Source organism: Armatimonadota bacterium (assembly GCA_016125185.1).
In the GTDB taxonomy this organism is placed as follows: domain Bacteria; phylum Armatimonadota; class Fimbriimonadia; order Fimbriimonadales; family Fimbriimonadaceae; genus Fimbriimonas.
This window is the reverse complement of the sequence record WGMG01000006.1, coordinates 1,480,957-1,505,543: the sequence shown is the minus strand read 5'-3', so window position 1 is coordinate 1,505,543 and position 24,587 is coordinate 1,480,957. Positions and strand designations below refer to the sequence as shown.

At 58.3% G+C, this 24,587-nt stretch carries 21 protein-coding genes; 9 read left to right on the top strand and 12 right to left on the bottom strand.

Translation table 11 applies throughout. The features are described from left to right. The first annotated feature begins 6 nt into the window (after positions 1-6). The 4 genes from GC165_15080 to GC165_15065 are packed head-to-tail and all read left to right on the top strand — an operon-like array spanning position 7 to position 3,955. Entirely contained in the window at positions 7-507 is a 501-nt protein-coding gene (locus GC165_15080; GenBank protein MBI1334192.1) for a group 1 truncated hemoglobin, read from the top strand. A 57-nt stretch (positions 508-564) separates the two neighbouring features. Then, on the top strand, positions 565-1,365 hold the full coding sequence (locus tag GC165_15075) for a hypothetical protein (protein MBI1334191.1): 801 nt from the start codon (positions 565-567) through the stop codon (positions 1,363-1,365). Between the two features lie 47 nt (positions 1,366-1,412). Then, positions 1,413-2,933, top strand: coding sequence for a glutamine-hydrolyzing GMP synthase (guaA, locus tag GC165_15070; protein MBI1334190.1), 1,521 nt, complete (start codon positions 1,413-1,415; stop codon positions 2,931-2,933). Positions 2,934-2,956: 23 nt separating this feature from the next. Further along, a complete protein-coding gene (locus GC165_15065; GenBank protein ID MBI1334189.1) occupies positions 2,957-3,955 on the top strand; it encodes a hypothetical protein in 999 nt (332 codons plus the stop codon). Positions 3,956-4,028: 73 nt separating this feature from the next. Here the strand turns inward: GC165_15065 and galK are convergent, their stop codons facing one another. Next, a complete protein-coding gene (gene galK / locus GC165_15060) occupies positions 4,029-5,168 on the bottom strand; it encodes a galactokinase (GenBank protein ID MBI1334188.1) in 1,140 nt (379 codons plus the stop codon). Between the two features lie 175 nt (positions 5,169-5,343). On the opposite strand from galK, the gene GC165_15055 reads away from it, so the two are divergent. Genes GC165_15055 through nuoG form a run of 3 tightly spaced genes read left to right on the top strand, consistent with a single transcriptional unit; the run spans position 5,344 to position 9,236 of the window. Continuing rightward, the gene (locus GC165_15055) at positions 5,344-6,729 is read left to right on the top strand and encodes a Sapep family Mn(2+)-dependent dipeptidase (GenBank protein MBI1334187.1); all 1,386 of its coding nucleotides are present in this window, start codon (positions 5,344-5,346) and stop codon (positions 6,727-6,729) included. A 6-nt stretch (positions 6,730-6,735) separates the two neighbouring features. Continuing rightward, positions 6,736-7,200, top strand: coding sequence for a hypothetical protein (locus GC165_15050; protein ID MBI1334186.1), 465 nt, complete (start codon positions 6,736-6,738; stop codon positions 7,198-7,200). A 56-nt stretch (positions 7,201-7,256) separates the two neighbouring features. Further along, a complete protein-coding gene (gene nuoG, locus GC165_15045) occupies positions 7,257-9,236 on the top strand; it encodes an NADH-quinone oxidoreductase subunit NuoG (protein MBI1334185.1) in 1,980 nt (659 codons plus the stop codon). A 282-nt stretch (positions 9,237-9,518) separates the two neighbouring features. Here the strand turns inward: nuoG and GC165_15040 are convergent, their stop codons facing one another. The 7 genes from GC165_15040 to GC165_15010 all read right to left on the bottom strand — a co-directional run bounded on the left by GC165_15040 (position 9,519) and on the right by GC165_15010 (position 16,132). Continuing rightward, a complete protein-coding gene (locus GC165_15040; protein MBI1334184.1) occupies positions 9,519-9,842 on the bottom strand; it encodes a DUF559 domain-containing protein in 324 nt (107 codons plus the stop codon). 74 nt (positions 9,843-9,916) lie between these two features. Further along, positions 9,917-11,269: a replicative DNA helicase gene (gene dnaB, locus GC165_15035; protein ID MBI1334183.1), complete on the bottom strand. Its 1,353-nt coding sequence runs from the start codon at positions 11,267-11,269 to the stop codon at positions 9,917-9,919. A gap of 333 nt (positions 11,270-11,602) precedes the next feature. Continuing rightward, positions 11,603-12,802 (bottom strand): ABC transporter permease subunit, encoded by a 1,200-nt coding sequence (locus GC165_15030; protein ID MBI1334182.1) that lies wholly within the window; start codon positions 12,800-12,802, stop codon positions 11,603-11,605. Further along, the gene (locus GC165_15025) at positions 12,799-13,548 is read right to left on the bottom strand and encodes an ATP-binding cassette domain-containing protein (GenBank protein ID MBI1334181.1); all 750 of its coding nucleotides are present in this window, start codon (positions 13,546-13,548) and stop codon (positions 12,799-12,801) included. The genes GC165_15030 and GC165_15025 overlap by 4 nt, the downstream gene beginning before the upstream one ends. Positions 13,549-13,571: 23 nt before the next feature. Beyond that, entirely contained in the window at positions 13,572-13,979 is a 408-nt protein-coding gene (msrB, locus tag GC165_15020; protein MBI1334180.1) for a peptide-methionine (R)-S-oxide reductase MsrB, read from the bottom strand. Between the two features lie 56 nt (positions 13,980-14,035). Next, on the bottom strand, positions 14,036-14,479 hold the full coding sequence (mscL, locus tag GC165_15015; GenBank protein ID MBI1334179.1) for a large conductance mechanosensitive channel protein MscL: 444 nt from the start codon (positions 14,477-14,479) through the stop codon (positions 14,036-14,038). A 123-nt stretch (positions 14,480-14,602) separates the two neighbouring features. After that, positions 14,603-16,132: a methylcrotonoyl-CoA carboxylase gene (locus GC165_15010; GenBank protein ID MBI1334178.1), complete on the bottom strand. Its 1,530-nt coding sequence runs from the start codon at positions 16,130-16,132 to the stop codon at positions 14,603-14,605. A gap of 18 nt (positions 16,133-16,150) precedes the next feature. Here GC165_15010 and GC165_15005 point away from each other — a divergent pair, with 18 nt between their 5' ends. After that, a complete protein-coding gene (locus GC165_15005) occupies positions 16,151-17,266 on the top strand; it encodes a hypothetical protein (protein ID MBI1334177.1) in 1,116 nt (371 codons plus the stop codon). 9 nt (positions 17,267-17,275) lie between these two features. On the opposite strand, the gene GC165_15000 is transcribed toward GC165_15005, so the two are convergent. Genes GC165_15000 through GC165_14985 form a run of 4 tightly spaced genes read right to left on the bottom strand, consistent with a single transcriptional unit; the run spans position 17,276 to position 24,046 of the window. Continuing rightward, positions 17,276-18,256, bottom strand: coding sequence for a PQQ-binding-like beta-propeller repeat protein (locus GC165_15000; GenBank protein MBI1334176.1), 981 nt, complete (start codon positions 18,254-18,256; stop codon positions 17,276-17,278). Between the two features lie 2 nt (positions 18,257-18,258). After that, the gene (locus tag GC165_14995) at positions 18,259-21,306 is read right to left on the bottom strand and encodes an AcrB/AcrD/AcrF family protein (protein ID MBI1334175.1); all 3,048 of its coding nucleotides are present in this window, start codon (positions 21,304-21,306) and stop codon (positions 18,259-18,261) included. After that, positions 21,303-22,850, bottom strand: coding sequence for an efflux RND transporter periplasmic adaptor subunit (locus GC165_14990; GenBank protein MBI1334174.1), 1,548 nt, complete (start codon positions 22,848-22,850; stop codon positions 21,303-21,305). Before GC165_14990 ends, GC165_14995 begins: the two co-directional genes overlap by 4 nt. Beyond that, entirely contained in the window at positions 22,847-24,046 is a 1,200-nt protein-coding gene (locus tag GC165_14985; GenBank protein MBI1334173.1) for a hypothetical protein, read from the bottom strand. The genes GC165_14990 and GC165_14985 overlap by 4 nt, the downstream gene beginning before the upstream one ends. Positions 24,047-24,223: 177 nt before the next feature. Here GC165_14985 and GC165_14980 point away from each other — a divergent pair, with 177 nt between their 5' ends. Next, the gene (locus GC165_14980) at positions 24,224-24,580 is read left to right on the top strand and encodes a hypothetical protein (protein MBI1334172.1); all 357 of its coding nucleotides are present in this window, start codon (positions 24,224-24,226) and stop codon (positions 24,578-24,580) included. The last annotated feature ends 7 nt before the right edge of the window (positions 24,581-24,587 follow it).

The following is a 24,587-nucleotide window of genomic DNA, read 5'->3' as shown; positions in this document are numbered from 1 at the left end:
ATTCGCATGGATGCCTTTACGAAGGCCGGTATCTCCAAGAAGGATTTCCTGGAACTCAAATCGCTCTACCTCAAGAAGTTTGATGCGGCCCAGCCAGCCATGCCGGGGCAGGAGACCTTTTCGAACCCCCAGTCGCTGTACGCCCGCTTGGGTGGCATCGTGCCGATCAGCATGGTCGTCAATGACTTCATCGATCAGCTTGCTACCGATCCGGTTCAACTGGGTAATAAGAACGTCGTGAAGTCGCTTACATCGGGCAAGGTCACGGCTGCGGGTCTGAAGTATTTGGTCACCGAGCAGTTGGCAATGGCCGCTGGTGGTCCGTTCAAATACACGGGCAAGAGCATGAAGGAGTCCCACAAGAACCTCGCCATCACCGAGAAGGAATGGCAGTCCGCTGCCGCCATCCTGAAAAAGGTTCTTGACGGCTACAAGGTACCAGCCAAGGAGCAGGGCGAAATCTTTGCCGCCATCTCGGCTAGTCACAACGACATCGTCAAGAAGTAAGATCGACCTTAGGCCCCCGTATTCCGGGGGCTTTTTCGTCGGTCATACTCAGAAGGGATGCTCGCGACGTTTCGCAAATGGTTGGCGCTGTTTTCCGTCTACTTGAAGGACGGCATCGCCTACCGCGTCAACGGCATTATTTGGATTCTCACCGACGCCTTCACTATGTTCACTATGCCGCTGGTGTGGATGAGCGCGATGGGGGGCGGGCGAGTCGCCGGGTTCAACAAAGGCGATATCGTACGGTACTACCTGGCGATGCTGATGGTGAGCGGATTTGTGGTCTGCCACTTCATGTGGGAGCTCGCCATTGAGATCAAAGACGGGCAGTTTTCGGCTCAGTTGGTGCGTCCGATCTCGACCTACCAGGTCTACTTCTTCCGCAATTTCTCCTGGCGGATTGTGCGCATGAGCCTGTGCGTGCCGTTCCTGCTCCTGTTCATGTGGTTCTACCGCGGCATCTTGCACGACGCGACATTCAACTGGAATTGGCAGTTCTTTTCCGCCCTCCTGCTGGGCCATCTGCTTAGTTTTACGACGGTGATGATGCTTGGTTTCATCGCGCTGTTCGTTGAGGAGGCGATGGCGTTATTTGAGCTTTACTACTTCCCAATGCTGTTTCTTTCCGGCCAGGTGGTGCCGGTAGCGATGCTTCCCGATTGGGCTCAGCAGTTGGCCAAGGTTCTGCCGTTTTACTACACCACCAACCTCCCGGTGGACATCGGAATCGGGCGAGTGGGCGGGGACACGGCGCTGGTGGGGCTCGGTGTGCAGTGCTTCTACATTGCTCTAACCTTCGGCATTTCGAAGATTTTATGGGCGAAGGGATTGCGCCAGTTCTCAGGCGTCGGCCTCTGATTCGGCAAGCAATTCGGCCGCCGTATCTGTCAAACTTAGTAGGGTCCATGACCCACCAGAAAGTCCTCGTCGTTGATTTCGGCGGACAGTACACCCAACTGATCGTTCGTCGAATCCGGGAGCAGAACGTCTACTCGGAAATGGTGCCCTGGACTACCGCCTTCGAGAGAATCTCGGCGGAAAAGCCCACGGCTGTCATCCTCAGCGGCGGACCAAAGTCGGTTCTTGAAGCCAACTCGCCGACCCTCGATTTTTCTTGTCTGGAAGGCATCCCCACCCTCGGCATCTGCTACGGCCAGCAGTTGATGGCGTATCGACTGGGCGGCACGGTCGAGAACGCCGGGCATAAGGAGTATGGTTTGCGGACACTGTCCGACCAGAAGGGCATGGCGGGCTTGCTAGACAACCCTCAGGTTTGGATGTCGCACGGCGACCAAGTGACGGCGGTTCCGGCCGGTTTTACGGTGACGGCGACGACGCCAAGCTGTCCAGTGGCGGCGATGGAAAACCCCTCGCGGGGATTCTATGCGGTGCAGTTCCACCCCGAGGTGACGCATACGCCGGACGGCAAGCGAATTCTGAAGCGGTTCTTGGAAGTGGCGGGGCTGACCGGCGATTGGAGCACAGAGAACTTCATTGAGGAAGAGGTCAGGAAGATTCAGGAGACGGTGGCGGCCGATGAGAAGGTGCTGTGCGCCGTATCGGGTGGTGTGGATTCCTCGGTCATGGCTGCGCTGCTCATCAAGGCGCTAGGCGACCGCGCGGTGTGCGTGTTTGTGGACCACGGCCTCCTGCGAAAGGGCGAGGCAGAGCAGGTCATCGAGACGTTCCGGGGCCATTTCCATGCCAACCTCATCGCCTTCAACGAGCATGACCGATTCTTCGGGGCGTTGAAAGGGATCAAAGAGCCGGAGGCCAAGCGCAAGACCATCGGCGAGCAGTTCGTGCGGGTCTTCGAGGACCACGCCAATGAGCTTTCGGGTTGCGACTGGCTAGCCCAGGGCACGCTCTATCCCGACGTGATCGAGTCGGGTTCGCCGACGGCGGCGAAGATCAAGACCCACCACAACGTCGGCGGACTGCCGGACTGGATGCGAATGAAGCTGATCGAGCCGTTGCGCTGGCTGTTCAAGGATGAAGTGCGCGCCGTTGGGCGGGCTCTGGGACTGCCGGACGACATGGTCGACCGCGAGCCGTTCCCGGGACCGGGGCTTGGGGTTCGAATTCTCGGTGAGGTCACGCCCGAGCGAGTGAAAATGGTTCAGGATGCCGACTGGATATTCCGATCTGAACTACGGTCGCGAGGCCTCAATAAGGGAATTTGGCAATCTTACGCCGCGTTGCTGGACGTCAAGAGCGTGGGCGTAATGGGCGACGAGCGAACCTACGAACAGCCAATCGTGCTTCGGGCGGTGGAAAGCGAGGACGCGATGACGGCACGGGCGGTGGCCATTCCGTTTGACGTTTTGGAACTCGTAGCCAGCCGGATTGTGAACGAAGTCGACGGCGTGAACCGCGTGTTTTACGATCTAACCAGCAAGCCTCCCGCAACGATTGAACTGGAGTAGCGGTATGGTTATAGGGAAGAATCATGCCGCACCAGCACATTGAGCAACCGGTTAACGGCGCGGAGGTCCTGCGCGGCCTTCGCGAGTTCATCACGTTGGCGGCGGCGAGCTACGGCACGACCGAGGCGATTCGCCCACCCCACCGCATCAAGTTTCATTGGCCGCCGCACCCAGTTAGCTACGAGTACCACGTTCTGAACAGCGATTGGACGGGCACGGCGAGCTTTGTGGCCCACGGCGAGATGTTCCATGTCGAGATTGCCAAGACGAATTTCGGGGTTTTTGGGCGATGCTCGGAGCTCTGGAACGAGGCGAAGGCCGACACTGAAGAGGAAATGCTGATTAAACTGCGCGACTCCTCGGAGCCGATTCTCCAACGCCAGTTATCCATTTCCCGGTCGATTGGGCACCCGTCGCGGTACAAGGGCGAAATTCGCGATCTGCCGCCAGTCGATATTCTGAAGTTGTTCTACTGCGAGGATCGAGACGTGGCGAACTCGGCGCACGAGACCATCGAGGTTAGCAAGTTCCGCAACGCGTATTTCCCGTCGCTGTGTCACATCCTGCGAGATCGTACGCACCCGTGGCGTCGGAGCGCACAGTGGTGCGTGTTGGACCTTTTTGAGGACCTGCCGAGCTTTATTGCCTCAGAGAAGGATGAGATCGACGCTGTGGAGGCGATGAAGAGCCTGCTGATGGATGCCGAGGATGACTACGCGCGGACGGTGTACAAAGCGGGCGTGGTGCTGGGCGGGCACTTGCCGCATCGGCGAGGCGGGAATGCGCTTCTGGAGTGCCTGACATCACCGAGCATCATCGGTCGCCGCTCGGCGATCCATGGGTTGTTTCACGTGTGCGAGTGGGTGCCGGAGATGACGGACGAGGTCGTCCACACCCTGCGTGAGAATGGCAAGAAGGAGCAAGACCCCCAGTTGGCGATCTTCTCGTTTGCGATTGCCGAGGACATTCTGCGGGGGACGATCGACCACACGCCTGAGCCGGTCTTTGCGTTTGAGAGGTAGGGATGGCTTTGTCCTCCCCACCGCTTCACTACGCTTAGCGACTCCTCCCGGGGAGTAGCGTGGCTGTTTCGCCTCAGGACATCAGGATACGAGCGCCGTCGTCGATGGAGCACTCCAGGATTTCGCCCTTCTGGCCCGTCTTCGCTTCGTAGCCCTGAAGACAGGTGGAAGTAAATTCGGAAACCGAATCTTTTTCGACCAGCGCGACGCAGGCGCCACCGAACCCGGCGCCGGTCATGCGCGCTCCCACTACACCAGGTGAGACCCAGGCGCTTTCGGCCATCGCGTCAAGTTCATCGCACGAAACTTCGTAGTCGTCGCGAAGGGAGTCGTGTGAGCCCTTCATCAGAGCGAAGATGCCTTCGCGGTCGTCGTTGCCGAGTACCGACCGGAACTCTTCGCATCGATTGTTCTCAGTGATGACGTGTTTGGCGCGGCGATAGACGACGTCTTCAAGCTTTCCTTTCGAGGATGCCAGCATAGAAAGGTTCGCGTCCCGAAGCAGTTCGACCCCCATGGCCTTGGCAGCCTCTTCGCATTGAGAACGACGCTCGTTATAGGCTGAGGTCGTCAGTGCGCGTGGCTTCTTGGTATCCAAAAGCATGACGGCGTATTGGTCGGAAACCGAAGCATATTCGTACTGAAGCGAGCGCGTGTCGATGAAGACCGCACTGTTGGCTTTGCCGCAGGCCGAAGCCATCTGGTCCATGATTCCGCAGTTCACGCCGACGTACTGGTTCTCGCACTTCTGACCTAGCAGAGCCAATTCGGTAGGTGTCACCTCGAACCCAACCAGCGCCTTCCAGAGCATGCCGTAAGCCATTTCGATGGCTGCGCTACTGCTCACACCGCTTCCGGTTGGCAGGGTGCTGTAGACGGCGCATTCGACGTTCGGCATTGGTCCGAACTTCTCGCGCAGAACCCAGGCCATGCCGGCTGGATACTTCGCCCATCCCGAGGCGTCTCCTGGCTCGGTCGTATTGGCACAAAAGGTTTTGGCTGTACCCGCCACGCTAGAGATCATGCGCGTCTCACCATCGACCACTCGTCCGGTAACCCAGATGCCGTAGTTGACTGCGGCGGGCATTACAAAGCCGCCGTTGTAGTCGGTGTGCTCGCCGATCAGGTTGATTCGACCGGGTGCGAAGGTCATCACCTTGGGGGCGGTGCCGAAATACTTCTTATGGAGGTCGATTGCGAGATCGGAGGACATGATGGCCTTAGTTGATACCCAATCCGAAAGGGAGAAAACCCGTTAAGGCTGTCAGTGTTACTAGGTAAATCGCGCGGGTTCGGTGGAATCTGGATAAGTGAGCGGCGTCGGGGCGAGAAAATCCATCTGCCTGCGTCTCGCGCCGCCTCATTTTTCCAAGTAAAATGCGGACTCCATGTCCGACATTTCGAAGCTCCACGACTGGCTTTCTGCCCACGAAGACGAACTGATCGAAACGACGCGCTCCGTGCTCCGTATCGATACCGTGGAGGGTCCCGCCGAGCCCAACGCCCCGTACGGAAAGGGGAACCGAGAAGCGCTCGATTTCATGCTGAATTACGCGCAGAGCCTGGGCATGAAGACCACCGATCTGGAAGGGCACTTGGGCTACGCCGACTTTGGCCAGGGTGAGCGGTTGGTGATGACGCTAGGCCACCTCGACGTGGTGCCGGTGGGCCCGGGTTGGAAGCACGACCCGTTTGGGGCCGAGGTCGTGGATGGATACATCTATTCGCGTGGTGCGGTCGACGACAAGGGGCCGACCATCGCGTCGTTTTTTGCCCTTCGGGCGATCAAAGAGTGTTTCCCTGACCTGAACTGTCGTTTCCGGGCCGCCTTTGGCTGTGACGAAGAAAGCGGGTTTGGATGCGTGGAGCGATATGTGCAGACCGAGGAAGCTCCGACCTACGGCGTCGCGCCGGACTCGGGTTGGCCGTGCTACCACGGCGAGAAGGGAATCGGCGATCTGCTGGTCTCGGTGAAGGTGCCGATGGACCACTTCGAGGTGCTGGACTTTCAGGGCGGTCAGCGGCCAAATATCGTGATCGACCATGCGACGGCGAAGGTTCGCGTTGGGGCGGCGGCGATGCCGGGCGTCGAGGCGAAGCTGGAAGACAATTGGGACAAGAACGTGACGTGGTCGTGGTCGGGCGACATCCTGAACATTGAGGCGGTTGGTAAGGCGGCCCACGGCAGTACGCCGTTTTACGGCGACAATGCGGCAGAGCGAATCGCTCGTCTTTTGCTCGCCATCGCACCTCTTTCTGAGCGAGAGTTTTTCGACGATTTGTTGGTGGCGTTCCACCCGAGCGGGGTTGGGCTTGGCATTCATGGTAGAGACGACGCGACCGGCGACCTAACGTGCAATATTGGCGTTGTGTCGTTCTCGGAGGGCGCGATTCACCTGCTTGCCAACGTCCGCTATCCCGCCACGTGGAAAGGCGTGGAACTCAAAGCTTTGTGCCAAACCAAGATGGACAAGTTGGGTTCGGCTTGGTCGTTCGTGGTCGAGCGCGACTCGCCGTCTCTGTACTTCCCGCTGGACCATCCGTTGGTGAAGGCGATCGTCGACGCTTACCGCGAGGAGACGGGCGACATGACCGAGCCGGGCACGATGGGCGGCGGAACCTACGCGCGAGCCGTGCCGAACACAATCTCGATCGGCACCGGCTGGCTGGGTGACGGCGACGCACACCAGACGGACGAGCGCATGGCGATCGAGTCGTTGAAGAAAGCATCGCGAATCTACGCGGCCATTCTGTATCGATTGGCGACGGTCTAAGTATTGATGCTGCGCCGCAAAAGGAAAACCAATTGGGACACGTTTGAGGAAGAGGCCAAGCGTGCCATTTGGCATGCCCAAGAAACCGCGCGCAAGAGGGGAAGTTCGTTGGTTGAGGTTGACGACCTTCTCCTCGGTGTTTTAACGGGACGCTCGAACAAGGCTTGCCGAGTTATCGAGTTAGGATGCGAATCGGAGGCCTCAAATGTATTTGACCAAATCGAAGACCGGGGAAGTAAAGAGGTGGCGGGTACCAGCCCTGACGACATGAGGCTTGCCCCATCCAGTGAGCGGGCTATCGCACGTACGTACGATGAAGTCAAACGGATCGGTTCTGAAACAGTCGGTCCAGAGCACATCCTTGCCGGCATCGTATCGGCTGGTGATGCGGTGGGAATCGAAGTGCTTTTGGCGCACGGCATGGACCTTGACAAGGTTCGGTCTCTGATTCGCGTGCTTCAAAAACCTTGAATGTCTGATCGAATCAGATTCGCAAATATCTGGGTAGACTCGAACCAAGCAAACCCATGGCTGCCGCAACCGAGATCCAGACCGTCAACATCATCGTAAACGGAATCGAATTGGCGGTCCCCAAGGGCGAATTGGTAGTCGAGGCGGTCAAGCGGATCGGCGTCGACATTCCGATTTTCTGCTACCATCCGCGCCTGAAGCCGGTGGGTATGTGCCGCATGTGCCTGGTGATGACGGGCGCGAAACAGCCGGACGGCACAATCCGCATGTTCCCCAAACCGGCGGCGGCCTGCACCATGCCGGTAAGCGAAGGTCTGGTGGTGGACACCGAATCCGATGCGGTGAAGAACGACCGCAAGGGCGTGCTGGAGTTTCTGCTCGTCAACCACCCGCTGGACTGCCCGATCTGCGACCGAGGCGGCGAATGCCCCCTGCAGAACAACACACTTTTCTACGGCCCCAGCACTAGCCGCTTTATCGAAATGAAGCGCCACGCGCCGAAGGCGTTCCCGCTCAGCGAGTATGTAACGCTCGACCTCGAACGGTGCATTCAGTGCGCGCGTTGCGTGCGATTTACGGAAGAGATTTCTGGCGATGCTCAGCTTGCGTTCCGCTTCCGCGGCGCCGATACCCAGCCGATCACGTTCAACGAGACCAAGTTCACGTCGAAATTTAGCGGCAACGTGATCGAGATTTGCCCTGTGGGTGCATTGACCAGCCGCAAGTACCGGTTCCGAGCCCGCCCGTGGGACCTTGAATCCAGCGAGGCGATTTGTACCCAATGTTCGGCCGGATGCGCGGTTTGGTTCGACCATCGCGGGGGCAAGTTTGCCCGGATCAATGGCCGCACGAACGAGGCGATCAACGAAGAGTGGACTTGCGACCGAGGCAAATTTGGCCACGCACACTACAATGGCGACAAGCGCCTCGATTCCGTGTTCGTTCGCTCGGGCGATGAACTCGCGAAGTCGAACTGGCGCGAGGCAAGCCCTGAGATTTTGGCTCAGTTTGTGGGCAAAGGTAGCGAAGCCGGTCTGATTCTTGGACATGGCGTCTCGAACGAGGGCGCGTGGAATGCGGTGAAGTTTTTCCGCGAGCACGTCGGGTCGAACAACATCGACCACCGATTTGAGCGGTTCCTGCCGGAATCCTATTCGACGCCAAAGGTTTCAAGCTCGATTGCCTCATTTGAAGGTGCAGGAACCATCGTGGTGTTCGGCACATCGCTGGCTGACGACCTCCCGATGCTTTACTTGCGGGTGCGCAAGGCTTGGTTCCAGAAAGGCGCGAAGGTCATCGTGGCCGCCGACCGCGAGACCGAAGTGGACTCGTTTGCCCACCTCGTGCTTCGATACAAGCCGGGTACGGCGGGCTTACTGGCCGAGGCTTTGCGAACCGGCGAGAAGTTGGCGGCGGTTGCCGAGAAGAGTGGCGTCTGGCTGGCCGACCTGCAGGAAGCCGTCGAGTTGGTAAAGGGCGCGCCGGTGGTGACTTCGACCGGCATTTACAACGACAAGACGGGCGCTGAGGCGGTCCAGAGCTTGGATGCGCTGGCGAGCGCGACCGGCGGCTCGTTCAACTGCTACGCTCGCGGCGCGAACGAGCGAGGCCTTCAGTTGATGGGTGCAGTTCCACAAGGCGATGGCCTTGCAACACAGGAGATGCTGGCAGCGGCGGCCAACGGACGATTGTCCGCGCTGTGGCTGGTCGGCGTTGATCTTTTCTCGGTTGGCTTGGACCGAAATTTGGTCGAGCGAGCCCTGGAGAATGTGGACTACCTAGTGGTTCAGGACGCTTTGCGAACGGAGACTTTCTACTACGCCAGTGCGGCGGTGCCGATGACTTTGCAGGCTGAGGCCGACGGTTCGTACACGAACATGGAAGGCAAGGTGCAGGAGTTGAAGGCGGTCATTCCGGCGGTTGGCGAGGCTAAGCCGGTTTGGCGGACCTTTGAGGAGCTAAGCCTTCGCATCGCTCCACGAGTGCCGCTGATGCAGGCCGAAGACGTTCGAGCGACGATCCCGGCGTTGGCCTGATTTGTTCCCATAACTAAATTAGTCAAGGCGTACCGGTACCTCTCTTGCGAGAGAGGTCGGTGAGTTTACGAACCGGGAGAGTAGATGTCGGCTCGTTGCTATGGATCAAGTTAGTGGCCTTGCCACCTTGCCATTCGGAAGATCTACTCTCCCGGTTCGCGCCGGAGCAGTTTGCTGAGGAATCACGGTTAGAGTGGCGCTTACCGGCCTCTCTCTCAAGAGAGGCATCTTGTTGGGTAGGACCCGATTTGTCGGCGGAGGTCGCAAAATTCTGTTAGGGTGCTACTCGTCTGAGCCGCCTTCACCTTTCGCACTTAACGCTTCGAGCTGTTCTTTTATCTCAAGCGCAACGGCTAAGGGACTTTGAAGCACAGACCTCGCTGAGACTCGAATAACCGTTACACCGTTCGCGATAAGCCAGGTATCTCTCGCTTCGTCCGATTTTTCGCGGAGTGAGTGTACGGAGCCGTCGACCTCGATAGCGGCATGAGCCTTAGCACAGTAGAAGTCAAGAATGTAGGGCCCAAACGAATACTGCCGTTTGATGCGAAATCCGAGTTGGTCGTTCCTAATTTGGAGCCAAAGCAGAACCTCAGGTTTGCTCATGTTCGAACGTAGATGCCTGGCAAGATTCTTCTTTCGTGCTCTCACATCAGAAGCATAACCAGATTGGACTCGCCTTAGTCGTGGTCTGACGCGTAAGCGGAGCCTCGATCGAGGTTGCGGTATCGCGCAAACGCGGGCTGGAAGCCAAGGATGACTTTACCCACCGGTCCGTTTCGATGCTTGGCGATGATGACCTCAGCCTCTTGCACTTCGTCGAAGGTCTCGATCTCTGGGCGGTGCTCCTCTTTCGCCTTGTAATAGCTGTCGCGGTAGAGCAACATGACCATATCGGCTTCGGCCTCGATGGAGCCGGACTCACGGATGTCGGAGAGCTGCGGGCGCTTGTCTTCGCGGTTTTCGACCGCGCGCGAGAGCTGGCTGAGGGCGATGACCGGTATCTCAAGTTCTTTTGCCATCGACTTGCACGCGCGGGCGATCTCGGAGATTTCTTGTACGCGGTTTTCGGTTCGCTTAGCCCCGCGCATCAACTGGAGGTAGTCGATGACGACGAGGTCAAGGCCGTGCTCGGCCTTGAGACGGCGGCATTTTCCGCGCATTTCCATCGGCGAAATGTCACTGCCATCGTCAATGTAGATCGGCAGGGAATAGAGGCTTTCGCAGGCATCAGCTAGGGCCAGGTACTGCTTCTCGCTGAGTCCTTTTTCCGATTTTAGGACGCCCATCGAGACGCCGCTGATCATGCTGACCATACGTCGAACAAGCTGAATCGAACTCATTTCGAGCGAGAAGAAGGCGACCGAGCCACGCTTGCCCTCGCGTCCTCGGCCAAGGGCGATGTTTAGAGCTAAGTCGAGGACCAGCGATGTTTTACCCATCGCAGGTCGTGCGCCGATGATGACGAAATCGCCGGGATACAGACCGGACGTGATCCTATCGAGGTCGATGAACCCGGTTGGGAGGCCGAACATTGGCTTGCCGGTTTCGACGATGCGATCGACGTCGACAAAGAACTCTTTGGCCAGGCCGGAGACATGCTCGAAGTACTTGCCTAACTGCTTTCGGCCCACTTCGAAGACCTCTTTTTCGGCCTCGTCGATCTTCTCATCCGCCCCTTCTAGCTCGGGGTTATGGACGATGTCGATGATGTTTCGACCAGCGAGTTCCAGGCGTCGCATCGTGGCCTTGTCGAGCACGATTTGCGCGTAATATTTGGCGTTGGCGGCACTGGGAACGTAGTTGGCGACCTGGAGCAGGTAGTCGACGCCGCCGACATCGGCCATGGCGGCGCGCTCGGTCAGCTCGGTGCGCAGGGTGACAATGTCGATCTCTTTGTGGTTCGTGATCAGTTGCCTGAGGGCGCGAAAGATGATCTGGTGGGCGGGGCGAAAGAAGTCGTCTTCGTTGAGGATGGTGACGATTTCCTCCGCGGCTCGCTGGGCCAGCATCATCGAGCCGAGCACGCTCATTTCGGCTTCGATGCTGTACAGCGGCAGTCGGGCGGAGGATTCTTGGATCACGGAGAAATCAGTATAAGGCGTGGCCCACTGTGGATTACGATTGGATAACCCTTTCTGCCAGAAAATGTTTGAATTATGGACATTCTGATGACATGGACAAGCCTACGGCGATAATCGCCGGGTCGCCCCGACTCTCGGGACTCCTTGGACTCTTTACTTTTGGCTTTTGCCCCAGCCCTCCGAGCCGCTCACGGCTCTACGGACTGGGCTAAGCTAGGACGGGCCTACAGCCCTACGTGCTTCGTAGCCAAAAGCTGGTGGTTTGAATGGCGACTTTGCCCCTCAGATCCTACTCAATATCGATTCGCGATTGAACAGTCTCACGCTATACCAAACCGCGATCGAGGCTAGAATCACGCCGGATACAATGGTGATCGCGATGCCCGCGGCGTCGTACTTGCCCATCAGGGCATTGCGGACCACGTTCGCGGTATTCAGGATCGGGATCGCGTAAACCAACTTCGACTGAGCGAAGTCGGTCAGGCCGATGAACTGGCTGAACGCCGCGGGAAGGGTCACGAAGGCCGATGCCTGGGAGAGGTAGGTCTGGGCTTCGCGGCTATTTTTGGCGAATGAGGAGATCGCCAAGAGGAGCGAGCCGAAGAATGCGCAGGTGGGTAGGACGGTGATCACGACCACGACGAAGCCAGCCGGGGTTAGGCCCAAGCCGTTCTCGAACAGTTTTTCGAGGAACTTCATCTTCATCGTCGCCATCACAAAGATCGAGCCGAGGGCCACCGTCGTGGCGGTCAGGCTCGCCGCGATAAGCGCCAGCAACTTGCCGATGGCGATCTGGTTGCGCGGCGCAGGTGAGATCAGCAAGGTCTCCAGGGTTTGACGCTCCTTCTCGCCGCTGACAAGGTCGCTGGCGGAACTGAGCGCGCCGAAGAATGCCCAAATGACCACAAAGTAGGGAAGGAGTTGGACGATGAACTCGCTCGAACTCGACTCTCCGACCTTCACTTCGTTCCGCTTTACGCTAAGCGGTTTGACGAACGCCTCGTCGATGCCTTTTGACTTCAGAATGAATTTCAGACTGATCTCTCCAGCCTTGGCGGCCACCTGGTCGACTGCGCTAAGGGCTATTTGCGCCTTCTGCTCTTGCGGGTCAAAGTAGGCGTTGAAAACATACGGCTCGGGCTTGCTTAGGGTGGCTTCCATGCCGTCTCCGAAATCGAGAGCCAATCGGATGTCACCCTTCTCAATTCCAGCCTTCGCGGCGGCTACTGAAGCGACTGGCTCAATCTTCATTCCCGCTGCAGTGAGGGCATCTTCAAATGCCTTGACTGCCTGATCAGGCTTGTGTTCAACCACGTAAACAGTCGTCTTTGTGGCCTTATCAACGCTGGAAAAGATGAGCCCGAAGAGCGACATCATCGCGACGACGCTGATAATCGGACCGAAAATCATGGCCTTTCGCACACGCCGGTCGCGAAGCATTTCGCGCCATTCTTTCTTGAAAACGATCAACGCCCAGTTCATGCCGGCACCTCCCGCTGATATCCGACAATGGAGAGGAACGCTTGCTCCAGGGTCTTCTGGCCGGTTTCGGCTTTCACCTCTTCGACCGTGCCTTGGCCCATCAATTTGCCGTCGTGGATGCAGACGACGCGGTCACACAGCCTCTCGACTTCGCTCATGATGTGCGTGCAATAGATGATCGTTTTGCCGCGCTTCTTCTCGTCCTCGACGAATGACATGACGTCCTGACTCATCACCACATCGAGGCCGGAGGTCGGTTCGTCGAAGAACAGCACCTGGGGGTCGTGGAGTAGGGTGCGGGCAATGTTTACGCGTTGCTTTTGCCCAGTCGAAAGCTTGTCGCAGAGACCGTCGGCGTAGCTTCCCATCTCCAGTTTCTGAATCAATTCGTCCATTCGGCGAGTCAGTCCGTCGCCCTTCAGCCCGTACAGTTCGCCAAAGTACCGAAGCAGGTCGCGAGGGCTCATGCGACCGTAAAGAGCGGTGGACGCCGACATAAAGCCGAGGTTCTGGCGCACCTTACTGGGATCGACTTGGGTGTCGATGCCGTTGACCCACGCGCGGCCAGAGGTCGGAGTCAGAACGGTGGAAAGCATTCGCAGGAGCGTCGATTTGCCCGCCCCATTTTTGCCAAGAAGGCCCAGGATTTGACCTTCCTGAGCCTCAAATGTCGCGTTCTCGACTGCGACCACGTCTCCGCGCTTGCTGTCTGAAAAGACTTTGCGGAGTCCCTCTGTACGAACCATGCCAAGGTAAGTACGGTTCGGGACTACTTTTCGTTGCCGTCGAACTTGATGCTGGCACTGTTGATGCAGTACCGCAGGCCGGTCGGTGTGCCGAATCCGTCGGGGAAAACGTGGCCCAGATGCCCGCCGCATTGCTTGCACGTCACTTCGACGCGCCGCATGCCGTGGGTTAGGTCCTCGTGTTCCTCGATTTTGTCTTTGTCCAAGCCCTCGTAGAACGACGGCCATCCACAGCCGGAGTCGAATTTTGCGTCCGAAGAAAACAGTTCGGCTCCGCATCCAGCGCAACGGTAGATGCCGTCGCCCTTATGGTTCCAGTACTCGCCGGTGAAGGCCCGTTCGGTGCCTTTTTGGCGCAGGATATGGAACTGCTCGGGCGTGAGGATGCCTTGCCACTCTTCTTCGGTCTGGGGGATTTTCGTTTCTTCCATAGCCTTAGCTCTTTACGTCCAACTTAGCACAAAAATCCCCGTTCGACCCGAGCATTTTACGAAGCCTTATTCCTCAGAAGATCGCGGATTTCTTCGAGCAGAGCGACATCTTCCGGCTTGGCTGGCGCTTCGGCGGGAGCTTCCTCCTTCTTGCCGAATTCCTTCATGCGGTTGTAGGCTTTGACCACGAAGAACATCACGAGCATGACGACAAGGAAGTTGACGATGGCGCTGATGAACGACCCGTAGGCAAGGACGTTCGCACCCGCATCGGTCGCGGCCTTCATTGTCTCGTATGGTGCCGGAGCTTTGGGGCCGTCCTTCAGCACGATGAACTTGTTGCTGAAGTCGGCGCCACCGGAAATCATGCCGACCAACGGATTGACAACGCTGGACATGAACGCGCCGGTAAGCGTTGTAAAAGCGGCACCGACGACCACACCGATGGCGAGGTCGAGCATGTTGCCCTTGTTGATGAAATCCCTAAATTCTTTAAACACAGATGAGACCTTCTTTTCAACCGCCTGGATTTCTTCGTCCAGTTTGTCTGGATCAAGCTTTTTCACAGCGGAAAATGTATCTTAACAAGTTCGGGGCTGTCAAGAATAGTCCGGCCCAAGGACTTACATTCTATACAAACTAAATCCTGCAGGCTCGATCGGTGAATTGAGGGATGCTTCGATGCCCAGAGCGAGGACGCGGCGGGTGTCAACAGGGTCGATGACGCCGTCATCCCACAGTCTTGCCGTGGAGTAATAGCACGAAGATTCCTCGGCATATTTCGCCAAGGTTGGGGCCTTGAACGCTTCCTGCTGTTCAACCGTCATGTTGGGCAGGTCTCGGTTCACGGTCAGGAGCACGTTGGCGGCTTGCTCTCCGCCCATGACGCTGATTCGGGCGTTAGGCCACATCCAAAGCTGACGTGGGCCGTAGGCGCGTCCGCACATGCCGTAGTTGCCCGCGCCATAGCTTCCGCCGACCACGACGGTGAACTTCGGCACATTGGCGGTGCTGACGGCGGTGACGAGCTTCGCGCCGTTCTTGGCGATGCCCTCGTTCTCGTACTTTTTGCCGACCATGAAGCCGGTGATGTTTTGGAAGAAGACGATGGGAATCTGGCGTTGGCAGCAGAGTTCGATGAAATGCGCGCCTTTGAGGGCTGACTCTGAAAAAAGGATTCCATCGTTGGCGAGCAGGCCGATGAGGTGGCCGTGCACGCGAGCGAATCCGCAGATGAGGGTTGTGCCGTAGCGGGCTTTGAATTCGTGGATGCGACTGCCGTCGAGGATGCGCGCCAATATCTCGCGCATGTTCATCGGCTGTTTGGTCTCGCTGGGCACCAGTGAGTAGAGGTCTTCGACGTTGTAGGCGGTGTCTTCCGGCTCGATCTGGCCCGATTCGCGTCGCTTGGGCTGACCAAGGCTTTCGACAATGTTGCGGATGATGTCGAGGGCGTGCTGGTCGTCGTCGGCGAGGTGATCGGCCACGCCAGAAAGGCGCGTATGGACATCGCCGCCGCCCAGTTCTTCTTCCGCGACCTCTTCGCCCGTCGCGGCTTTCACCAAGGGCGGTCCGCCCAGGAAGATTGTGCCTTGCTCCTTGACGATGATCGACTCATCGCACATTGACGGAACGTAGGCGCCACCAGCCGTGCAAGAGCCCATGACGGCCGCGATCTGCGGAATGGCTTTGGCACTCATTTGGGCTTGGTTGAAGAAGATGCGTCCGAAGTGCTCCTTGTCGGGAAAGACCTCGGCCTGGAGAGGCAGAAATGCGCCACCTGAGTCCACCAAGTAGATGCACGGTAGACCGTTCTCCATGGCGACCTCTTGGGCCCGCAGATGCTTCTTTACCGTTATGGGGAAGTAGGTGCCGCCCTTGACGGTGGCGTCGTTGGCGACGATCACGCATTCTCGGCCATGAACCCGCCCGATGCCGGTTACCACGCCCGCGCACGGGGCGTCGTCGTTGTACATTCCGTTTGCCGCCATCGTCGAGAATTCCAGGAAGGAAGTTCCCGAATCGAGGATGCCGTCGATGCGCTCTCGGGCCAGGAGTTTGCCTCGCTTTTTGTGCTTTTCGATTTTGTCGGGACCGCCGCCCGCCATGGCCACTGCCATCCGCTCTCGGTACTCGGCCAGAGTCGCCTCCATGGCGGCCCGGTTCTTCCGATGCTCATCGTCGTTGATGTCGACCTGCGAAACAATTTTCTCCAAAGTAAAGAAATGTTACCGCCGCGTCCAGATTTGTCGGCGTGGGGCGAACGAAGGATCGGGATTGTTCGTTATGCTATTGCGTTAGTGACAGTCCAACAATCCCTAAAAACCGTTGTCATGACGGATGTTGCGGGTTTTACCGAACTCATGCGGACCAACGAGCCGCAGGTGCTGTCACTCCTCCGTTCGGACATCGAGATTATTCGCGACCACATCACCCGAAATGGAGGGGAAGTCGTCAAGGTCGCGGGCGACGGAATCCTCGCCCTCTTTGCCAGCGCGCCGAAGGCGGTTCGGGCCTGCATCGACTCGCAGGTCGATCTTGAGAACTCGACGCTGAAGCATCGGATGGCGATTCACGCGGGCGAAGTGACCCGTGCCGAAGGAGACGCGTACGGTGACGCAGTGAACGTTTGCTCGCGCCTGGAGGCGATCTCAACGCCCGGCTCGGTCTGCGCCAGCAAGATTGTCGTCGATCTCATCGAGGCCCAGGGCCTACCCGACCCGGTTAAGCAGGGCAAAGTTCAGCTTAAGGGCATCGAAAATCCCATCGAGATTTACACCTGGGGAACAGGGGTTCGCCGCCGCCGGAGTCTTCGTTACACCAAGCTTCTGACTCTGGTCGCCGTCTTTTTGGCCCTTATCAGCCTGGCATGGGTGCAGATTCCCCATTTGGGTGGGGCGAAGGGCACCAACTCCATCGTTGGCGTCCTAAGCGGGAACAACGCGGCTAACGATGAGGAACTCGACCGACTCTTTGATCAGGCGATCAACGATGTTTGGGAGGAGATGGACGACTATGAGGCCGCCAAGGCCGAAGCCGTGCAGAAGGTCGATGCCCAGATCGCCATCGACTGGCTGAACTCGAATCCGATGGGTAAGCGCAAGCGCGGCATCCGTGAGTTGGAGCATTGGAGCCTCGTGGATACCGCGATCAAGAAAGGGAAGGCCATCGCTGGTCCGAAGGCTACTGCCGACCAGATTTGGAAGGCTTTGCAAGGCGTGAAGGACCCAGAAATGGACCTACCCAAGAAAGCCTTCGACGAAGAGTTTCGGTCTCCCTCCCAATAGGCGGGGCGGCTACTTAACCCCCACAACCAGAATTATCGCCGAGTTCGGTTTCATGGCACCGCGGCGTCGGCCCGGTTGTGGCGCTTCAAAGTCGGCGGCAATGAGGTAGATCAAGTGATGTTTGGCATCGACGGCCATCGTTCGGGCGCTCGTTTTGGTCTTCAGGTTTTGGACCGTGGAGTACTTGCCGCTACTCGCCTGAACGACCGAAAGCGTGCCCTCGCCGTTGGAGGTGAACACCGTCCCCGAAGAAGGGTCGTATCCCGCATAGTCGGTTCCGTCGCCTGTCGGCGTGGTTTGGAGCACCTTCCCGGTCTTTGCGTCCGACACCGCGAGCATGGCGTTGCCGCAGGCAGAGAAGACGAGGCCCTTCTTGGCGTCATAGGCAATGCCGGTTGGCTCTTCACCGGGCGCAAGGCTCCATCGCTTCAGGACCTTCAACGACTTGGCGTCGAATTCGACGACCTCGCTCTTGTCTTCCAGGTTCACGTAGACGTCGCCTTTGCCATCGCTAATGCCGTCCTCCGGCTTGCCTTCGAGGGCGACCTCTCCGCGGACCTTGCCCGACTTCGCATCGATGGCCGAGGCATTGTGGCTTCGTCCATTGAAGGAAAAGACGGTGTTGGATGAGGAATCAAAGAGGATCGCGTCGGGGCCCTGGCCCACTTTGACGCGAGAAGTTTCTTTGAGGGTCTTCAGGTCGATGATCGAAACGGAATCGTCTCGTCCATTGCTAATGAACCCCTTGTTGGCGGCCTTATCGAGGGCTACGCCGTGGACTCCTGGCGTGTCAGGAATGTCCGTAATCAACTTGCCAGATTCGGTGTCCATGACCTGCACGTGAGTCCCACGTGTGATGAAAAGCCGCTTTGAGTCGGGATCGACGGTCAGATAGTCCCAGCCTCCGTCGCCGGTAACCGAGAATTGTCGCTTGATCTCAAAAGTAGGTGCCGAGGGAGGCGGAAGAAAGAGGGGTAGAAAGGTAAGCATTTTTAGTCTGTCTCTTGAATTGATTTTTTGCGCCGCAAAACGGCGGCGTAAATCGTGGGGCCGAGCAGGAGCGTGATGAGGGTGGAGAAGAGGAGCCCTCCCACGACGGCGACGGCGAGGGGTTTCTGCATCTCCGCACCCGCCCCAATGCCAAACGCGAGGGGCAAAAGGCCGAGTACGGCAGTAAGGGTCGTCATCAGGATCGGGCGCAAGCGAGTCCGACCCGCGCTGATGACGGCAACATCGGCGCTTTCGCCCTTTTCCCAAGCGTTTTGAGCTTGGTCGAGGAGCAGGATTCCGTTCTTGACGACGATTCCTGCAAGCATGATGACGCCCATGAAGGAACTGACATTGAGCGCGGTACCGGTGATCCATAGGGCCAGAACCGCGCCAAACATCGCCAACGGCATCAGCAGGAGGATGACGGTCGGAGCCTCGAAGCGTCGGAACTGGAACAGCATGACCGAGAAGACGAGGATGACCGAAGCGGCGAGCACCAAGGTCAGGTTACGGAACGAGTCCTGCTGACTGAGGTATTGTCCGGCCAGGTCGAGCGTGACACCGGGGGGCGGCTTTACCTGGGCCAATACGCCTTTGACTTCCTTGACCGCCGTTCCAAGGTCAACACCTTCGAGCCTCGCGGTTACAGCGACCAAGCGTCGCTGGTCTTCGTGGGTGGATTGGGTGGTGCCGGGAATCAGCTTAATCTCGCCAAGATCGCCAAGTTGGACGATGCCAGAAGGTGTGCTGACGGGAAGAGTCTCCAGAGCCTTGAGAGTGGAGCGGTTAGCGATAGGCAAGCGAACGCGAACCGCGATTTGGCGGTCGCCTTGGACGACCTCAGTCGCGACCGTGCCGAGAAGGGAAGCATTAAGCTGGTCGGCCAGTTCATCGCTGTTCATGCCCCGCCGCCCGATCTCGACATCGTTCGGGACGAACTGCATCTGCGGACCGGACTCGATGGCTCCCGACTTGACGTCGGCCAAGCCCTTGACGTTCGAAAGCTTTTCCACCAGCTTGTCGGCCAGGGATTCGATGTCCTGTTTGTTCTCACCGAATACGCGGATTTCGATAGGGTCGGGGTTTCCAGCCAGGTCGCCGATCAGGTCTTGAAGAACTTGGATGAAATCAACATCTAGCGACGGGACCTGCTCTTGAACCTTTGCTCGAACCTCGGAAATCACGTCGTCGATGGATCGATCTCTATTAGGCTTGAGCATGACGGCGTAGTCGCCGCGGTTGGTTTCCGTGATGGCAAAACCCAGTTCGGCCCCGGTTCGACGCGAGAAAGAAGACACTTCCGGCGTTTCGGCCAGAATCTTGTCGACCTGGCTAAGAAGGCGGTCGCTTTCGTCCAGCGACGTGCCGGGCGGACTCCAGTAGTCAAGGACAAACGCGCCCTCGTCGATTTCGGGCATAAAGCCCGACTGCAGGCGACCGGCCATGAAGACGGTTCCAAGGATGGTGACCAACCCGATTGGCAGGACGATCCAGCGATGCTTCAGCATCCACCGCAGGGACGCTTCGTATCGCCGGGTAACCCAGGTGAAGAAGCGACCTTCTTCGTGGAGGCCGTGGCTGTAGCGGAGGAATCCCGCGCACAAACTTGGGCTCACGCAGAGCGCCAAGGCGAGCGAAACAAGGAGGGCGATCGTCAGCGTAAGGGCAAGCGCCATGAAGAATGCTCCAGCGACACCCTGAAGAAACGCCAGCGGAAGGAAGACGACGACGGTCGTGAGTGTAGAGGAGACCATCGGCGCGGAGATATGGCTGGACGCCTCCTGCACGGCGCGCTTGACGGAAACGTCGGGTCCAAGATGGCGGAACACGGCCTCGACAACGACGATGGCGTCGTCGATTACGAGTCCGATTCCAACTGCCAGGGCACCGAGCGTCATGAGATTGAGAGTGAGTCCCGACAGTCGCATCAGCACGAACGTGACGAGGAGCGTGATCGGGATGATGCTAGCGGTGACAACCGTTGCGCGGACGTTTCGCAGGAAGACGGTGAGGACGAAAACCGAGAGGATTGCGCCGATGATGACGGCATCGCGGACGCTGGAAACCGCCTCCTTGATAAGGACCGATTGATCGTAGTAGAGGCCGACTTCGACGTCGCTCGGCAGGCTGGAACGGAGCTTTTGAAGCTCCTGGTTAACGGCATCCACCATCGCCACACTGTTGGCGCTGGGCTGGCGAATGACGTTGATGAGCACCGATTCCTTGCCATTGGCCGACACAATCGTGGTGCGATCTTCGGTCGAGGGCTGGACGGTGGCAATGTCGCTTAGCTGGATCGGTGCACCGTTTCGCTGGCCGACCACAATCTTTGCGATATCTGCCGCCGATTGACGCTCGCTGTCCACCAGAACCTGATACTGCTTGAATTCGTGGTCGATTCGCCCGACGGCCCGGACGATGTTGCTGGCTTGGATGGCCGATACGACCTCGGTATTCGTGACCCCGGCGGCCGCCATATCGGTAGGCCGAAGCGTCACCGCTATTTCGGGCGGACGTCCACCCTGGACCACGACGCGGGCGACGCCATCCACTCGGGCGAGCCTGGGTCGAAGGGTGTAGCGAGCCAGACTCCAAAGTTCAGTTTGCGTGAGCGACTTAGACTTGACCGTAAGCCCTAGCACAGGGAATACGGTCGGGTTCATGCGCTCGACTTCGGTCAGCGTCTCGGACGGGAGGAGAGGACGAACCTCGTTGACCTTCGCGTTGACGAGTTGTTCGGCTTGGATGACGTCGGTGCCGTCGAGAAAGTCCACCGAAATCTCGGTCGAGCCCGGCTTGGTCTTTGACCGAACCCGTTTTACGTTGGGAATGGTGGCGAAGGCCTCCTCCAACGGAGCGGCGACGGTGACGTCGATAACTTTGGTCGGTCGGCTACCTGCCTCAGCGACGACGACGACGCGGGGAAATGTTACGTCGGGGAGGATGGAGACCGGGAACGACGCATACATCGCTGCTCCGGCCAGACAAAGAATGGTCGTGAGAAAGACGATTGGACGGATGTTCCGTATGGCCCAATCCGTGAGTTTCAATCGCCGTCTCCCTGCTTGGCCGGCTTCTTGTCTCCAGCGGGAGCAGCCTTCTCGTCGGGTTGGGCGGCGGCATCCTGTACTTTGGCTCCATCAGAGAGTTCGTGCTGCCCAACAATGACGACTTTCTCGCCCGGCTTGATACCCTTTTCGACGGCAGTGAAGCCGCCTTCCGACGGGCCGAGGTCAATCTCTCGCATCTTCGCTTCGTCGCCTTCGACCACGAACGCAACCTTTTTGTCGTCGCGCGTGACAATCGCACCATCGGGAATGACGATGGCGTTCGAAATGTGCCGTAAGACGAGATCGACGCGAGCGTAGAGCCCTGCCGAAACGTGGGCGGGCGGATGGTTGAAGACAATTCGGATGGGGACTTGACCCGATTGAGGGTCGGCGACGCCGACCGACCGAACGATTCCAGCTTCGTCGTCCGTGCCTTCGATCAGAACAGACATACCCTCGCGAATCTTCGTGCTGTTTCGGGGGGAGGTTTGCCCGAGGAACTCAACCAACGCATTCTTGCGGGCGACCTCGAGGACCGGTGTGGTCGAATCGACCGAGGCACCCTTGCCAAGGAGCTTCCTCGTCACAACGCCGTCGAATGGCGCTCGGATGTCGCCGTAAGCCGCCATGCCGGCCGCCGCTGAGGAGTCGGACCGCTTGCCCTGTGCGGCGAGCGCCGTCGCCAGGGCTTCCTGACGTTTGGCGTCTACCCCTAGGGAGGCCTTTTGGGCTTGCTCCAGGTTCGCCTTGGCGAGGTCGATCCTCTTCTTTCGCAGGTCCACCGCCGACTGATACCGCAGTTCAGCGGCTTTCAATTCTTCGGGGCGTGCTCCAGCCTTCAGCAAATCGAGTTGCGATTTGGCTTGGGTCAGGGCTGACTCGGCGACTTCAAACGCGGCTTTGCTGGCGTCGGCTTGCTGTCCAGAAACCAGACCGTCCTTCAGAAGCTTCTGGTCACGGTCGGCATCGATCTTTGCCTTGTCACGAGTGACTTTGGCTTGCTTCACGGCTTGTTCCGCTTGGGCGATTTCCTGCGGTCGAGCTCCAGCGCGGATGCGGTCGAGATCGACTTTGGCTTGATCGACCGAGCTGTTTTCTTCCGTAACCGTTGTTTCAAGGTTCAGTTTAGCGGCGCGTACCGTGGCCTCGTATTCGGCTTTCGCCGCTTGGAACGATGCCTGACTCTGCTTGGCTTGCGCGTCAGCAGCGGCAGAGCCGGAGACGGCGCTCGAACGTTCGGCATCCTGAACCGAAGTGTCGATCTTTGCCAGGAGTTGGCCCTGCTTGATCGCGTCGCCCTCCTTCACATAAACATCAAGTAATCGTCCCGAGGTTTGCGGGGCAAGTTTGGCGAAGTCGTTGGTGGCGAGGACGTACGAGCCATCGATTGGAAGCAGATCGCGAACCGATCGGGTGGTGGCGGTTGCCATATCGACGGTCACCACCGCATCGACGGCAGCGCCTTCCCCTTCCTCGGAGCCGCCCTTTGGTCCACAACCGACCAGTAAGGCACCAAACAAGGCGAATAAAAGAATCTTCTTCATGCCTTCTCTCCCAGAATTTGGCCTTCGGCGGCATAGAGGTCAGTGGCGGCTAGGTCCCGCTTCAGGCGAGCGGCGGATAGTTCGTCGAGGGCATCGGCGTACGCTCGCTTGGCGTCCCAAACCTCGATGAGCGAGCTTGCTCCGAGTTCGAAGCCACTTTGGATTTTGGTCAACAGGTCACGGGCTCCGTCCGCCAGTTTTTGGTAGGTTGTGACAGCCTTTTGTGCGGCTTCATACTGCAGCTTGGACGCCTCAATTTCGGCTTGAACCTGCTTCAAAAGATCGGCATATTCAAGTTCAGCCGCGTCTTGTTTCCGCTTCGCTGCTTGCTGCCTTTGTCGCGAGGCTCCATGGTCCCACAAGGGGACTACGAACTGCAGGCGAACGCCGTACATTTCGGGATCGGCCCAAGGGCTTCGCCGTCCCTGCAACTCGACGTCCGGTGCCAAGCTCAGCTTGGCCTGTTTCTCCTCGGCTCGCAATCCAGCCATCTGCGCTCCCAGGGCCAGAAGCTCGGGGCGGCGTTTTTCAGGTCCGGTTGCTACCTCGGGTGAGGAGATAAATTCGATGTTGGCGTCGGTCTCGAGGGGATCGGAGATGCCGGTTGTCTGACGGAGTTTGACCAAAGCTGCGTCGAAATCGGCTTGGCGGTCGAGGACTGACTGGTTAGCTTTTTCCACCTCCAACTGCGCTCTCGTCAATTGGATCTCGGGAAGGGCGCGAGCCTCCACCCTGCTCTTCGTCGCCGCTTCGACTGCCTTAACGATATCCAACTGATCTTTTGAGTTCTGAAGGTTTTGACGAGCGCTGCCCAGGTTTGCGTAAGCCGTCAGGACTTCCGTTTGCACCGAGAGTTCGGCTTGGCGAAAGTCAGCTTCCGCAACTTTGATGTCGGCGTCGCCGCCCTGCCGGGCCGCTTTTGCCTTTCCGAAGAGGTCGAAAGGTTGGAAGAGGGTTAGTTCCTCGCCTCCGGCGACGTCGGGTCGCGTGCCGCTCCCAGCTTCCAGACGAGTCATTGGGAATGCGCCAAGGCTATTCGACGTGTTCTTGGCGGCCGCAATCTGCAGCCGAGCCGCCCTGATCTTGTCACGGTTCTTGAGTGCCGATTGAACGAGTTCGGTCGCGCTTTGGGCTTGAGTCAACCCAAAGCCGAAGATTCCGAAGCCGATGAAAAGAATCCTGGCGTGCTTCCTCATGAAGTGGTCTCCCTCTGATGAACTCACCTTACTATCTTCGCGTACCCAAACTCCCGCAATGCTGTGAAATCTCTAAGCTACGGCGCGCCTTAATCAAAGCTGTGAGCCTTCTAAGGCTGCTTGTCAAAGAAATTGAGTTGAATAGGATCGGCCTCACTCAAGAGTCCAGGAAGAACTATGAGACCCAAAACCAAAGTATTCGTTGGCCTTCTCGCCGCAATCGGAGCCGTAAACCTGCTCGTCACGATCAGTCAGCGAGCCGAAGCTCAAGCTCCGAAGGTGAAGCCAGCCGCATCTATCACGCCGGTGCAAGCGATGCAGGCGGCGGAAGCCAAATTTGGCGGCAAGGCTGGTATGGCCGTTTTCGAATTCGACGAGGGACATTGGGTGTACGGCGTCATCGTCGCCAAGAATCATAAGCTCCTCGAAGTCGATGTTGATCCGGTTACCGGAAAGGTGGGCGACTCTGAAGCGGCCAGCCCGGCTGATGAGGCCAAGGAACTCAAGGAAGTGCTTACGCGCATGGCGAAGTAAGCTAACT